The following is a 13,557-nucleotide window of genomic DNA, read 5'->3' on the forward strand; positions in this document are numbered from 1 at the left end:
TTCCATTTTTCGGGATCATGATCTATTCCGCCGCACCCAGATATTCCGACAGCGGCGGGCAGGAGCAGACGAGGTTGCGGTCGCCGGCGACATTGTCGATGCGCGATACGGGCGGCCAGTACTTTGCCGCCGTGTCGGCATCGCCGGCTGGATAGGCTGCCTCCAGACGCGAATAGGGATGGGTCCACTGGCCGGCCAATGCCTCGGCGGCGGTGTGCGGAGCGTTGACCAGAGGATTGTCGGCCAACGGCCATTCGCCCTTCGCCACCTTGGCTGCCTCGCCGGCTATGGCGATCATGGCCTCGCAGAAACGATCCAGCTCGCGCTTGGGCTCGGACTCGGTCGGCTCGACCATCAGCGTGCCGGCGACCGGGAACGACATGGTCGGCGCGTGGAAGCCATAGTCGATCAGCCGCTTGGCGATATCGTCGACGCTGATGCCGGCGCTGTCCTTGAGCACGCGGGTGTCGAGGATGCATTCATGCGCGACGCGTCCGTTGCGCCCTTTGTAAAGCAGGGGGAAATGCTCGCCAAGCCGCGTCGCCACATAGTTGGCGGAGATGATCGCCGTCTCGGTCGCCTGCTTCAGGCCGGAAGCGCCCATCATGCGAATATACATCCAGGTGATCGGCAGGATGGAGGCACTGCCGAACGGTGCCGCCGCCACGGCATGGGCCGAGCCTTCGGTGACGTGGCCGGGCAGATATGGCTTCAGATGCGCCTTGACGCCGATCGGGCCGACGCCGGGGCCGCCGCCGCCATGCGGGATGCAGAAGGTCTTGTGCAGGTTCATGTGGCAGACATCGGCGCCGATATCGCCGGGACGGGCGAGGCCGACCAGCGCGTTGAGGTTGGCGCCGTCGAAATAGACCTGGCCGCCATGGCTGTGAACCAGCGCACAGAGGTCGCGCGCGCCTTCCTCGAAGACGCCATGCGTCGAAGGGTAGGTGAACATCAGCGCCGCGAGGTTGTGCGCATGCTCGGTCGCCTTGGCCTGCAGGTCGGCCGTATCGATATTGCCGTCCTCGGTGCAGCGCACGACGACGACGCTCATGCCGGCCATGGCAGCACTTGCCGGATTGGTGCCATGCGCCGAGGACGGGATCAGGCAGACGGTGCGATGGCCTTCGCCGCGCGAGAGATGATAGCCGCGAATGGCGAGCAGCCCGGCATATTCGCCCTGGCTGCCGGCATTGGGCTGCAGGGTCACCGCGTCGAAGCCGGTGATCTCGGCCAGCCAGCCTTCCAGCTCGTCGATCATGGCGCGATAGCCTATCGAATGGTTTGCCGGCGCGAAGGGATGCAGGTTGGCGACATCAGGCCAGCTCACCGGCATCATTTCGGCGGCGGCGTTGAGCTTCATGGTGCAGGAGCCGAGCGGGATCATGGCGCGGTCGAGCGCCAGGTCCTTGTCGGCCAGCCGGCGCAGGAAGCGCATCATGTCGGTTTCCGAGTGGTTTTCGCGGAAGACGGGCTGGGTGAGAAACTCCTTGCCGCGCGGTTTTCCTGGCATGGAACTGCCGGCGGCAACGCCGGCCTTGGCGCCGAAAAGTGCTGCGATCGCCTCCAGATCGGCCTCGGTGGAGGTCTCGTCGAAGCTGATGCCGACATGGTCGGCGTCGATGACGCGCAGCAGCCGGCCGGTCTTTTCTGCGGCGGCGGCAATCGCGCCGGCTCTGCCCTTCACTTTCACGGTCACCGTGTCGAAATGGCTGTCGCCGACCACCGAAACGCCCGCTGCCTTGAGGCCGGCAGCCAGGCGGTTGGCCAGCGTGTGGACGCGGCCGGCAATCGCCTGCAGCCCGGCAGGGCCATGCCAGATCGCGTAGGCCGTCGCCATATTGGCGAGCAGCGCCTGTGCGGTGCAGATGTTGGACGTCGCCTTGTCGCGGCGGATATGCTGTTCGCGTGTCTGCAAAGCGAGGCGATAACCAGGACGGCCCTTGCTATCCGTCGACTGGCCAACGAGCCGGCCGGGCATCAGCCGCGTCAGCCTGTCGGAGACGGCGCAATAGGCGGCGTGCGGCCCGCCAAAGCCCATCGGCACGCCAAAACGCTGCATCGGGCCGACGGCGATGTCGGCGCCAAGCCTGGCCGGCGCATCGGTCAGCGTCAGGCCAAGCGGGTCGGCGATGAAGACGACCAGCGCGCCGGCAGCACGGGCCCTGTCGATCGCTGCCTTGTGGTCGCCGTAGACGCCGAATGTATCGGGCCAGGAGACCAGCAGGGCGGCGGTGTTGTCGTCGATCACCTCGCCGTCGACCTCGATGCCGAGCGGCTCGGCGCGGGTGCGCACGACGTCCAGCGTCTGCGGGTGCGGCGTGCCGGCCAGTGCCACCTTGGTGCGCTTGTCGCGATGATGGCGCAGCGCGATCCCAACCGCTTCGGCCACCGCCGTCGCCTCGTCGAGCAGCGAGGCCGATGCCACCGGCAGGCCGGTCAGTTCCGTCACCAGTGTCTGGAAGTTGAACAGCATCTCCAGCCGGCCCTGACTGATCTCGGCTTGGTAAGGCGTGTAAGCCGTATACCAGGCCGGGTTCTCGAACAGGTTGCGCTGGATCACCGGCGGCACGTGGACGCCATGATACCCGGCACCGATGAAGCTCTTCTGCACCGTGTTCTTTGCCATCGTCGCCGCGAGCTCGGCCAGCGCCTCCGCTTCGGTTGCGGGCGCGGGCAGGGCCAGCGGCCGGTCGAGCCGGATCGACTTCGGCACTGCCTGGCTGATCAGGGTCTCGACCGAAGGAACGCCGATCGTCGCCAGCATGGCTCTGACGTCATGGAGGCCCGGGCCGATATGGCGAGCCGAGAAGGGGTAGGGTGCTGCGGTCATCTTCCTGGTCCTGCTATCAACCAATATGGGCTTTGTAAGCGGCTTCATCGAGGAGTCCGTCGAGTTGGCGCTCATTGGCCAGCTTCATCTTCCACAACCAGCCGTCGCCGGTTGCCGCCGAATTGACGAGTGAAGGATCCGATGACAGCGAGGTGTTGGCCTCGGTGATCTCGCCGTCGACCGGCGCGTAGACGTCCGATGCGGCCTTGACCGATTCGACCACCACGGCGGTGTCGCCCTTGGCCAGCTTCTTCCCCGGCTCCGGCAGTTCGACGAAGACGAGATCGCCGAGCTGCTGCTGCGCGTAATCGGTGATGCCGACCGTGGCGATGCCGCCCTCGACGCGCAGCCATTCGTGATCTTCGGTGAAATAGGTCTTTGCCATTGAAATCATCCTTTGCGGTAGCGATGGGGCGTGAAGGGCAAGGGGTGGATGTCGACCGGGATTTCCGTCCCGCGGACATCGGCGAACAGTTTTGCGCCGGATTTGGCAAGCGGCGTCTGGACGTAGCCCATGGCGACCGGATGACCGGCCGAGGGGCCGAAGCCGCCTGAGGTGACATGGCCGGCAGGGTTGCCGTCAGCATCGAAAAGGGCAGCACCGGCGCGCACCGGCTGGCGGCCTTCCGGCTTCAGGCCGACGCGTTTTTGCGCCGGACCACGCTCCAGGATGGCGCGCAGCGCATCGGCGCCGATGAAGGCGCCAGAGGCGCGAACCTCCTTGGGGATGGCCCACATCAGCCCGGCGCTGGCCGGATCGATCTCCGGCGTGATGTCCAGCCCGTGCAGGCACAGTCCGGCTTCGAGCCGCAGGCTGTCGCGGGCGGCAAGGCCGACCCACATCACCCGCTCGTCCTCGAGCAGCCTGGCGACGAGGTTTCTTGCATCCGCTTCCGGCAGGCCGATCTCGAAGCCGTCTTCGCCGGTATAGCCGGACCGGCTCATGAACCATTTTTCGCGCGGCTCGATGCCGTGCATGAACACCAGCGAACCGGTCTCGATGCCGGCGCGGGAAAGGGCAGCCCACGCCTCGGGGCCCTGTATGGCCAGGAAGACGCGGTCGAGCGCATCCACTTTTACATCGAAATCGCCCTCTGCATCGAAATTTTTGGCCAGTGCGCGCAGATGCTTTTCGTCGGCGGCGGCGTTGCCGGCATTGGCGACCATCATGAAGCGCTCGGCGCCGAGCCTGGTGACGATCAGATCGTCCAGAATGCCGGCCGCCTCATTGAGGAAGAACGTGTATTTGGACTGGGAAACCTCAAGTGCGCCGGCATCGAACGGGCAGGCGCGGTTCAGAAGCGCTGCTGCCCCCGTACCGCTGATTTCGAACAGCTTCATGTGCGAGATGTCGAACAGGCCGGCATGCTCACGGCTGTGCAGGTGCTCCTTCATCACGCCGGCCGGATAGGTCAGCGGCATCGACCAGCCGGCGAAGGCGCCAAAGCGCGCACCAGCTGCCATGTGCAGATCTTCGAGGGGAAGGTGTTTGGTATCGTCGCCCGTCATGTCATCTCCAGAGTCGCACGCAAGCGGCCGCGAATGGCGACCAGTCCGTGCCCCTCTGTCTGAAGCCTGAGAGACTCGCGCCCCGTAACTCTGTCGGCAGCGCTTACACCTTCGGCGCGGGGGCAAGCCCCGACTTTCCAGAGTGTCTTTCCCGTCTACGGTTCTTTTGCCTGAGAGATTTCGGGCGATTTCCCCTTCGGCGGCAGCTCTCGCTGCTCTCTCCCACAAACAGGTAGGACTCGGTCAGGAGCCCTCGACTCGTCATCCATAGCCCGTGGACGACACCTTGTCACCTGCCGGCGACATTTTTACTGCCAGGTCTTCCGCGGGCCTTCTTTACGGGCAAGCCTTCGCTAACCACGCCGCTTGCCGGTTTCTCAAGACCTTGCCGATATACCGCATAAGGGCCGGCAATTACCGGCGGCGGGCGGGGAAGACAATGGGCGAATTGATCATGAGCGCGCCGGTGGCCGGGCTGGCCTCGAAAAATCGGATCACGGCGGAAGACGTGGTCATGCTGCGCGGCGAAGTGTTCGGCGACGGCCTAGTAACGCGCGGCGAGGCCGAGGCGCTGTTTGCGCTGGATGCAACGGCGAGGGACAAATGCGCAGAATGGCTTGAGTTTTTCGTCGAGGCCGTCACCGATTTCATCGTCCACCAGGAAAAGCCGGCGGGCTATGTTTCGCAAGACAATGCTGACTGGCTGATCCGGACGATTTCGCGCGACGGCATGGTCGACAGCCAGACCGAACTCGAGCTGCTGGTGCATGTGCTGGAAGTTGCCAAATCATCGCCGAGCACGCTTTCCAGCTATGCGCTGGAGCAGGTCGCTCATGCGGTCGTGGACGGCAAGGGGCCGCTGATGACCGGCGGCAGGCTTATCCCTGGGTCGATTGCCAAGGCTGAGGTCGAGCTGTTGCGCCGCATCCTTTACGCCTACGGCGGCGATGGCAACATCGCCATCAGCCGCGCCGAGGCCGAGGTGCTGTTCGAGATCAACGAGCGGACAGCGGCGGGCGACAACGATCCGTCCTGGAACGATCTGTTCGTCAAGGCGATCGCCAATTTCGTCATGTGTTCGGCCGGCTACGAACCGCCGGTGCGCGACGTGGCGCTGCGCCGGGATTCGTTCTTCGAGCAGGCCGATCCGGAGATCGGCGGGTTCTTCAGCCGCATGGTATCGGGCGGCCTGTCCGACATCATGGAAGCCTATCTCTCACCGGGCGACGTCGAGGCCGAATGGGAATCGAGGAACAAGGCAGCCGAGGCACTGGCCCGCCGCGCCGAGACGGTCGACGCCGGCGAAGCGAAGTGGCTCGCCGAACACATCGGCGACCGGCCGCTGCATGAGAACGAGCGCGCGCTGCTGACGCTGATCAAGCACGCCTCGCCGGAAATCCACCCGGCGCTGAAGCCGCTGATCGACAAGGTTGCGTGAGCCTTTCACGAGCAACCGAGCGTCACTGCCAACCCTGAAGCGATGCGAACGGACAGGCAGCCAATTAACTGGACAGGCTCAAGCGCATCTCTAGCGACTGATTACAGCCGACGGCAGCGCATTAACCTTTCCGAGGACAGGCAACATCAGCCAGGATCGGTAGGCAGCCCTTAAGCGACAATGTCCTGAATCAGGCGCGTGAGTGGGGCTTCGTCGCCGGAAAAGCTTGAGATCATGGCCTTCATTACACGATCGCGATCCAGCTCGTCATCGTCGAAACCATGGCCGGCGTTATCGGCTAATATCGCCAGAAACGCCAGCTGAGTGCGGCCGTTGCCTTCTCGGAAGGGGTGTATCGCATTGATCTCAGCGAGAACGTGCGCTGCGCCAGCTGCAAAGACCTCGGCTGATGTGCTGGAATAATGGCCGGCGGCTGAGAGTTCTCCGAAAACCCGCTGCATCTCGGCATCGATGTACTCAGGGTAGCAAAACCAGTTACCGCCCTTGCCGATGCGGATGGTGCGCGGTTCACCGGCCCACGCATAGACGTCCTGAAACAGGTGACGATGCAGTGCCAGATAGTGCGGATAATCCAGATCACCAGCTGGAAAAGCCTCATCCTGTTTCTGACCCGGGCCGAGCGAGCTCAAACTCGTCGAGCTCGGACTGATCATGAATGCCGAGGAGGTTGCGAAGGACGGTCGTGCCCGGATAGCACAGAGGATCGGATTCTGCGGCATAGACCAAGGTCCGCTACTTCTTGCGCGCCTGTTCTTTGATGAGCTTGCGTCGCTCATCACCGCTCAGCCCACGCTGCGAGCTTTGCTCAAGGATATGCCCCATGCGTGGACTTAGCTTCATACCTTCGACGGCGCTGATTTTGGCGCCTCGACTGCTCGTCAGGACATAGTGTCCGCTCTTTGGCGAGCGATCTAATTTGGGGGAACGACTTTTCATCTGGCAACGCTAGCACATGCCGGCCAAGGGGACCAAAGCGAATTTTGCGGCCGTGAAACAGCTGAATCCGACGATCATGGAGCGAGCGCGCCACTGTCGCTGAAATACGGTCGCTGATCGACAAGGTCGCATAAGCAGTCGCGCGACGCTATTGTTTGGCGGGCTCCGGCTTGGCGCTGGTGTCGAACCGCGACATCCATTTGAAGCTGCCGAACCAGTAGCGGCGCACGCCGCCTATGGTGCCGTCGGCGGTGCGCGCGCCGATCCAGTTGTTGACGTATTGGATGAGGCGCACATCGTCCGGGCGCATCGCAAACGCCTCCGGCGTCCGCAACAGCGGGCCGCCCACCATTGTCAACTTCGCGTCATAGAGCCTGGCGGCCATTTGGGGCGTTGGCGATGTCGCGACCATTGCCTGTGCGTCGCCGCCGATGATCGCGGCGAAAACATCTGAGGTATTGTCGAAAGACAGGATGGTCGCCTTGGGAAAAGCTTCCTTCGCGGCGGCTTCATCGGTGGAATTGGACAGCACGGCGATCTTGTATCCCGGCGCCGCCACTGCCTTTCCCGGCCTTTTCCCAAGGCTGGCGATCGTCGCAACCATGCGGATATCGGCGGTGCCGGTCTGGTTGGAGAACACCACCTCGCGTGCGCGTTCCGGCGTGCTGGCGTAGCCAGCCGCGATCATGTCGAAATCACCCTTGAGCAGTCTTGTCTTAAGGTCGTTCCAGGGCACCTCGACCAGCTTCAGGTCGACGCCGAGATCAGACGCCAGCGCACTGGTCAGGTCGACATCATAGCCGGCCAACTTCCCGTCGGCCTTCTTGAGGATCCATGGCGGGTTGAGCGCCACGCCGATCGTCAGTGCCTTCTGGTCGATGATGCGCTTGAGGCTGTCGTCCGCCCGGGCCGGCAGCAGCGACAAAGCCAACCAGGCAGAAAGGGCAAGTATAGTTGTGGCGATCATCTTAGCGCGCATTAATATAACCTCGCTGAGCCCGTCCGGTTGTCAGATTTACACAGAGGTGCCATTCTGTCGATAGCGGACCCTGATGGAGAGTTGCGATGTCGACACGGATGACGGTTACCGGTTCGATGATGTTCCTGGTTTGCATCCTGGGCAATCCGGCGAAGCTTTCGCTGCTGCCGGCGGCAGCGCAGGCTGCGGGGGCAAAACGCGTGGTCTGCTCCAGCGCCGATTACCGCTATTCCTATTGCGGGGTCGATACGCGCCGCGGCGTGCAGTTGACCTCCAGGCTTTCGAAGGCGCGTTGCGTATACGGTAGAAGCTGGGGCTATGACGGCGGCGGCATCTGGGTCGACAATGGTTGCTCGGCCGAATTCGCAGTCGCCGGCCCCGACCGCAATCCCTCTGCTGGCGACGTCGCCGCAGCCATTATCGTCGGCGGCGTGGTAGGCGCCATTCTCGACAACGGCAATTCGCATCGCCATCATTCCGATAATTACTATCCGAAGCCGCGCCCGCGCCGTTACGACCAATCGATCGATCCGACGCCGCAATTCGACAATCAGGGCAACCCCAACTTCGATACCCACGGCAACTACCAGGGACCGCACGGGCTGGGCAAGCTTGTCACCCCTGACGATAATCCTGACCTGAATCCGGCCCTGCGCAGCGACGGCGACGACAGCGACGACGACAGTTAGATGAAGCTTGGGTCAGGTTTCGGTCAGATGCCGCCGTACCAGTCGTAGCCATTGTCCTCCCAATAGCCGCCTCTGCCGCCGCCGAGATTGGCGAAGCCGTCGACCAGCTCGATCTTGTAGAGGTATTTCGGCATCTTGTAGCCGAGCTGGCGCTCGACGCGGACGCGCAGCGGCGCGCCGTTTTCGACCGGCAACGGCTTGCCGTTGAGGCCATAGGCAAGGATCGTCTGCGGATGGCGGGCATCGACCAGGTCGATCGAGCCGTAATATTTGATATCGCCGGCCAGGCTGCGGTCGATCGTATCGAGGCAGTGGAACATGACGTAGCGCGCCTGCGGCTTGACCACTGCCTGGTCGAGCACCAGCGACAGCGGCGTGCCGGTCCATTTGGCAATGCAGCTCCAGCCTTCTACGCAGTCGTGGCGGGTGATCTGGGTGCGGCTCGGCATGTTCATCAGCTGCTCGCGGCTCAGCGACAGCGGTTTTTCGACGAGGCCTGAAACCTCCAGCCGCCAGTCGGCGAAATCGCTGGCGAGCAGGCCCTTGTAGAAATCGTCGTCCGGTGCGGTGACGCCGTTCGGCCGCTGCGGCTGGCGAATGTCGGCCTCGGTGAACTCCGGCGCCAGCGCATCAGCGCCGGCAAGCAGTCGCTGCGCCCGCCAGGTCATGCCATTGGCGCTTTCGAGGAAGCTGCGCAGGCCGTTGCCGACGCCAAGCTGGCTGTCGAAGGCGTCGCAGCCCGACAGCATGATGCCGGAAAGGCCGAGGCTGGCCGAGGTCAGGAACTTTCTTCGGCTTATTTGTAGCTTGGGGCTGATCTCGAATTTCGCCATGTCAGGCACTCCTCTCTGGCGCTTTGTCGCCATGCGCCGGCGTGTCGGTTCGGTACCAGCCGGTGATGATGGAGCGCAGCTCGTTGATCGGGCCGGCGGCGAGGATCATCAGGATGTGGATGATGAAGAAGGCGACGAGCAGCAGCATCACCGTGAAATGAATGGTGCGCGCCGTCTGCCGGCCGCCGAGCAGATCATTCAGGAACGGCAGCACCGAATCCATGCTCGGCGACATGGCAAGGCCGGTGATGATCATCAGCGGCAGCAGCACGAACAGCACGCCGCCATAGGCCAGCTTCTGCAGCGTGTTGTAGTCGCGCGTGTGATGGAACCTGAGTTTGGCGTGCTCGACAATGTCTCGCGGCAGGCGCCTGAAATCATCGAGGCGCGGGGCAAGATCGCGGCGCAAATGGCCGTTGATCAGGCTGGCGACCAGCCAGACCAGCAGCGTGGTGGTCAGCACCCAGGCGAAGAAGAAATGAACAACGCGCGCGGTGCCGAGATCGTAATAGGAAGGGATCGTCGCCCAGGACGGGAAGGCACGGGAGGTCTCCTGGCCGGCCGGACCCGACCAGCCGAGCACGCCAGTGGTATCGAAGCGCTTGCCGAAGATTTCGGTATAGCCGCGCGGGCCAGTCGCCGTATTCTCGGCGCCAATGGCGAAGACGGTGTTGTTGTAGCCAAAACCCGACTCCTTGCCGATGTAGAGCTGTGGGCGGGCGTTGAAGATCTGCAGGCCGGAAAGCAGCATGAAGAACAGCGCGATCGCCCACAGCCAATGCGTCAGCCGCGTCCAGCGCGACTGGCGATAGATCAGCGTCGCATCCGTCGAAGCAGCGCTATCTGCCTCGGTGCTGGCTTCGCCTCTGGCAACTGATTCCATGTTTTCCGTGCCTCCCTGCCAAGCGGTTCCGCATGGCCTGTCAGATCTCTTCTCCTCCCAATACGTCGCCAGCCTAAGCGATGTTTCACCCGATCACGGATTTATTACGGACTGCCGAGGCTGACGGCGAGGTTGACCGCGGCTGCCACGATGACCGTGTTGAAGAAGAACGACAGGATCGAATGCACAAGCACGACACGGCGCATTTGCGAGGTCGTGATGTTGGTGTCGGCGGTTTGCGCCGTCATGCCGATCACCGTAGCGAAATAGAGGAAATCCGAGCCTTCCGGCCGCTTGCCGCCCGGGAAGTCAAGGCCGCCGACCGGAATTTTCTTTTTTGTGTCGCCATCCATCGCATCGCCATCCAACCAGTAGATATGCGCGTAGTGAAGTGCCGCCATCGCATGGATGGTCAACCAGCCAAGCGGGATAGACAGCAGCGCCACCATAAGCTCGACGGTGTCCGCGCTCTTCTCCCTGTTGATCAATTGAAACAACGACATGATGGCAATAGCGACGACAATCAGCGTGACCGCGAAGATGGCCAGTACCGGCAGGTCCGTGTCGCCTGCATTCTTGCGCAGATAGCTGCCGGTAAGCCGCGGCATATGGGCGATGACAAGGACGAGATAGGCGGCAAAGAACACATTGGCGCCGATCGAATAGGCAAGCGGCGCACGCCAGACCAGCGCGGCGCCAAAGGCTGCCGCGCCGATGCAGGCCGACACCGCGAACGGCGTGTGGCGTTGCATGGGCATCTTGGTCGGGGTACCAGTCGCCATGGCCTTCAGTCCGCTGACGCGGATTTCAGCGCTCGCCGTAGGATGCGGTCAAGCTCGCCTAGGAACCGCGAGCGGTCCTGCGGCGCGAAGCTCGAATTGTAGCCCTTGCTTTCGCCGGTCTCGCGCAGATGCTGCTTGAGATCGCGCATTGCCACCGCCATGCCGATCGTTTCCGGCGTAAACGGGCGTCCCGTCGGGCCGAGCACATGGGCGCCAAGCGCCACCGCGCGCGCGGCAAGCGGGATATCGGCGGTCACCACAATGTCGTTGGACCGGGCGTTTTCGACGATCCAGTCGTCGGCGGCATCGGCGCCCTTGGAGACGACGACATTGCGGATCATCGGATCGCGCGACGGACGCAAGCCGCCATTGGAGACGAAGGTGACGACGATGCCGTGCCGCTCGGCGACTTTTTCGACCTCGGCCTTCACCGGGCAAGCGTCGGCATCGACGAGAATAGCAGGTGCGGGCATCGTTGTTCCAAATGTGAAAGAGCCGGGCGGCGTCGCCCGGCTCGATCGATGATAGTCGAGCGGCTACTAGGCCGGCAACGCGCCGGACCGCTTGGCCGTCCAGGTGGCGATATAGTCCATCAGTCCTGGATTGAGGCAATCATAAGGTTCGAGCCCGATCGACTTCAGCTGTGACCTTATGCCGTCCATGCGGCTCGGATCGACACCGGACTCGATGATCGAGGAGACAAAGGCGGTGAAGCCCGGCGGCGACCAGCCGTCTTCCTGGAAGCGTTCGGGATGGATGAAGGACAGCCCCTTGAAAGCGTGGTCGCGCTCGACCGGGCCGTGCATGTGGACGCCGCAGCCGGTGCAGGCATGGCGCAGGATCAGCGCGCCCGGATCGACGATCTTCAGCTTGTCGCCGTTTTCGGTCACCGTCACGTCGTTTGTACCGGCAACCGCCACGACCGAGAACAGCGCGCCTTCCGGCTTCCAGCATTTGGTGCAGCCGCAGGCATGGTTGTGGGCGATCTGGCCCTTGACCTTGACCTTGACCGGGTTGCTGGTGCAGGCGCAGACCAGCGTGCCGCCGGCAAAGTCGGCCTTTTCCCGTGGCAGTCCATTGTCGATTTTAGGATGCAGTTTTTCCGGCATTTTTGTCTCCTCCCTTGGTTCTATGCTGGTTCCGTTTCGATTACCGCTTCATTCTCCATACGGTGTTCTTGCCTGACGCGCTCTACCACCTTGAGCGCCTTGCTCAGATATGTATCGCGCACGAGAAACGATATTTCTTCTCTGCCGCGGTCGATCTCGTCGAGGTCGATGCGAACGCGGTTGTTATTCCTAAGCGCTACCCAAAGATGTTCGCCGAATTGCCAGCTCTGCATACTGAGCGACTCGCCGAAATTCGGATATCGGATCCGAACCCGGATCAGTACCTCCTTCAATAGACTACCACGCTCCTGATCGACTTGCCTTCATGCATCAGGTCAAAGCCCTTGTTGATGTCCTCGAGCTTCAGCGTGTGGGTGATCATCGGATCGATCTCGATCTTGCCGGCCATGTACCAGTCGACGATCTTCGGCACGTCGGTGCGGCCGCGCGCGCCGCCGAAGGCGGTGCCCATCCAGGTGCGGCCGGTGACCAGCTGGAACGGCCGCGTCGAGATCTCCTGGCCGGCGCCGGCAACGCCGATGATGACCGACTTGCCCCAGCCGCGATGCGAGGCTTCCAGCGCCTGCCGCATGACTTTGGTGTTGCCGGTGCAGTCGAACGTGTAGTCGGCGCCGCCGATCTGGTCGGCGCCGCGCTTGGTCATGTTGACGAGATGAGCCACGACATCGCCGTCGATCTCCTTCGGATTGACGAAATGCGTCATGCCGAATTTCTCGCCCCATTCCTTCTTGTCGTTGTTCAGGTCGACGCCGATGATCATGTCGGCGCCGGCAAGGCGCAGGCCCTGGATGACGTTGAGGCCGATGCCGCCGAGGCCGAAGACGACCGCGGTCGCGCCTTGCTCGACCTTGGCCGTGTTGATCACAGCACCGATGCCGGTGGTGACGCCGCAGCCGATGTAGCAGATCTTGTCGAACGGGGCGTCGGCATTGACCTTGGCCACCGCGATCTCGGGCAGCACGGTGAAGTTGGAGAAGGTCGAGCAGCCCATGTAGTGGAACAGCTTGTCCTTGCCGATCGAGAAGCGCGAGGTGCCGTCCGGCATCAAGCCCTGTCCCTGCGTGGCGCGGATGGCGGTGCACAGATTGGTCTTGCGCGACAGGCAGGACGGGCACTGCCGGCATTCCGGCGTGTAGAGCGGGATGACATGGTCGCCCTTCCTGACCGAGGAGACGCCCTTGCCGACGTCGACGACGATGCCGGCGCCCTCATGGCCGAGGATCGCCGGAAACAGGCCTTCCGGGTCGGCGCCCGACAGCGTGAACTCGTCGGTGTGGCAGATGCCGGTTGCCTTGATCTCGACCAGCACCTCGCCATCGCGGGGACCTTCGAGGTCGACCTCCATGATCTGCAGCGGCTTTCCGGCGGCAACGGCGACAGCGGCGCGCGTTTTCATCAGGCAATCCTCCCAAGGCAGTCTGCAATCCAGGTTAGATTTAACTTACCATTCAGCTCTGCGCTATGCATGAAGCGACGTTCTGACCCCGGATTTTCGTCAGCGCCCGCCAATTTGCATGCGGGATA

General features: G+C 62.9%; 14 protein-coding genes and 1 riboswitch. Of the genes, 2 read left to right on the forward strand and 12 right to left on the reverse strand.

Annotated elements, in window-relative coordinates:
* Positions 1 to 22 precede the first annotated feature (22 nt).
* The 3 genes from gcvP to gcvT are packed head-to-tail and all read right to left on the reverse strand — an operon-like array spanning position 23 to position 4,342.
* Positions 23 to 2,833: an aminomethyl-transferring glycine dehydrogenase gene (gene gcvP / locus NKH60_RS10425; protein WP_352816764.1), complete on the reverse strand. Its 2,811-nt coding sequence runs from the start codon at positions 2,831 to 2,833 to the stop codon at positions 23 to 25.
* Positions 2,834 to 2,849: 16 nt separating this feature from the next.
* A complete protein-coding gene (gene gcvH, locus NKH60_RS10430) occupies positions 2,850 to 3,218 on the reverse strand; it encodes a glycine cleavage system protein GcvH (protein WP_352451343.1) in 369 nt (122 codons plus the stop codon).
* Between the two features lie 5 nt (positions 3,219 to 3,223).
* The gene (gene gcvT / locus NKH60_RS10435) at positions 3,224 to 4,342 is read right to left on the reverse strand and encodes a glycine cleavage system aminomethyltransferase GcvT (RefSeq protein WP_352872064.1); all 1,119 of its coding nucleotides are present in this window, start codon (positions 4,340 to 4,342) and stop codon (positions 3,224 to 3,226) included.
* A 148-nt stretch (positions 4,343 to 4,490) separates the two neighbouring features.
* Positions 4,491 to 4,577: riboswitch (glycine riboswitch) on the reverse strand.
* A 204-nt stretch (positions 4,578 to 4,781) separates the two neighbouring features.
* On the opposite strand from gcvT, the gene NKH60_RS10440 reads away from it, so the two are divergent.
* Complete coding sequence (locus NKH60_RS10440; protein WP_352831576.1) at positions 4,782 to 5,780, forward strand: hypothetical protein; 999 nt, start codon at positions 4,782 to 4,784, stop codon at positions 5,778 to 5,780.
* 170 nt (positions 5,781 to 5,950) lie between these two features.
* On the opposite strand, the gene NKH60_RS10445 is transcribed toward NKH60_RS10440, so the two are convergent.
* Positions 5,951 to 6,430: a Fic/DOC family protein gene (locus NKH60_RS10445; protein WP_352872066.1), complete on the reverse strand. Its 480-nt coding sequence runs from the start codon at positions 6,428 to 6,430 to the stop codon at positions 5,951 to 5,953.
* Positions 6,431 to 6,885: 455 nt separating this feature from the next.
* Positions 6,886 to 7,716 carry a transporter substrate-binding domain-containing protein gene (locus NKH60_RS10450; RefSeq protein WP_352451339.1) on the reverse strand — a complete coding sequence of 277 codons (831 nt, stop codon included), beginning with the start codon at positions 7,714 to 7,716 and terminating at the stop codon, positions 6,886 to 6,888.
* Positions 7,717 to 7,802: 86 nt separating this feature from the next.
* Between NKH60_RS10450 and NKH60_RS10455 the strand changes: the two genes are divergently transcribed.
* Entirely contained in the window at positions 7,803 to 8,405 is a 603-nt protein-coding gene (locus NKH60_RS10455) for a DUF3011 domain-containing protein (RefSeq protein ID WP_352451338.1), read from the forward strand.
* A 23-nt stretch (positions 8,406 to 8,428) separates the two neighbouring features.
* On the opposite strand, the gene NKH60_RS10460 is transcribed toward NKH60_RS10455, so the two are convergent.
* The 7 genes from NKH60_RS10460 to NKH60_RS10490 all read right to left on the reverse strand — a co-directional run bounded on the left by NKH60_RS10460 (position 8,429) and on the right by NKH60_RS10490 (position 13,429).
* Positions 8,429 to 9,238, reverse strand: a complete 810-nt coding sequence (locus NKH60_RS10460; RefSeq protein WP_352831578.1) for a molybdopterin-binding protein — start codon at positions 9,236 to 9,238, stop codon at positions 8,429 to 8,431.
* Position 9,239: 1 nt separating this feature from the next.
* Positions 9,240 to 10,121 carry a cytochrome b/b6 domain-containing protein gene (locus tag NKH60_RS10465; protein WP_352831579.1) on the reverse strand — a complete coding sequence of 294 codons (882 nt, stop codon included), beginning with the start codon at positions 10,119 to 10,121 and terminating at the stop codon, positions 9,240 to 9,242.
* 104 nt (positions 10,122 to 10,225) lie between these two features.
* Positions 10,226 to 10,903 (reverse strand): DUF1345 domain-containing protein, encoded by a 678-nt coding sequence (locus tag NKH60_RS10470; protein WP_352614058.1) that lies wholly within the window; start codon positions 10,901 to 10,903, stop codon positions 10,226 to 10,228.
* 5 nt (positions 10,904 to 10,908) lie between these two features.
* Positions 10,909 to 11,376, reverse strand: a complete 468-nt coding sequence (locus tag NKH60_RS10475) for a YaiI/YqxD family protein (protein WP_352454435.1) — start codon at positions 11,374 to 11,376, stop codon at positions 10,909 to 10,911.
* Between the two features lie 66 nt (positions 11,377 to 11,442).
* Positions 11,443 to 12,012: an S-(hydroxymethyl)glutathione synthase gene (gfa, locus tag NKH60_RS10480; protein ID WP_352451333.1), complete on the reverse strand. Its 570-nt coding sequence runs from the start codon at positions 12,010 to 12,012 to the stop codon at positions 11,443 to 11,445.
* Between the two features lie 20 nt (positions 12,013 to 12,032).
* The gene (locus NKH60_RS10485) at positions 12,033 to 12,305 is read right to left on the reverse strand and encodes a hypothetical protein (protein WP_352831581.1); all 273 of its coding nucleotides are present in this window, start codon (positions 12,303 to 12,305) and stop codon (positions 12,033 to 12,035) included.
* Positions 12,302 to 13,429 carry an S-(hydroxymethyl)glutathione dehydrogenase/class III alcohol dehydrogenase gene (locus tag NKH60_RS10490; RefSeq protein WP_352540649.1) on the reverse strand — a complete coding sequence of 376 codons (1,128 nt, stop codon included), beginning with the start codon at positions 13,427 to 13,429 and terminating at the stop codon, positions 12,302 to 12,304. Before NKH60_RS10490 ends, NKH60_RS10485 begins: the two co-directional genes overlap by 4 nt.
* Positions 13,430 to 13,557: the final 128 nt, after the last annotated feature.

Source organism: Mesorhizobium sp. M1006 (genome assembly GCF_040318825.1).
Lineage (GTDB): Bacteria > Pseudomonadota > Alphaproteobacteria > Rhizobiales > Rhizobiaceae > Mesorhizobium.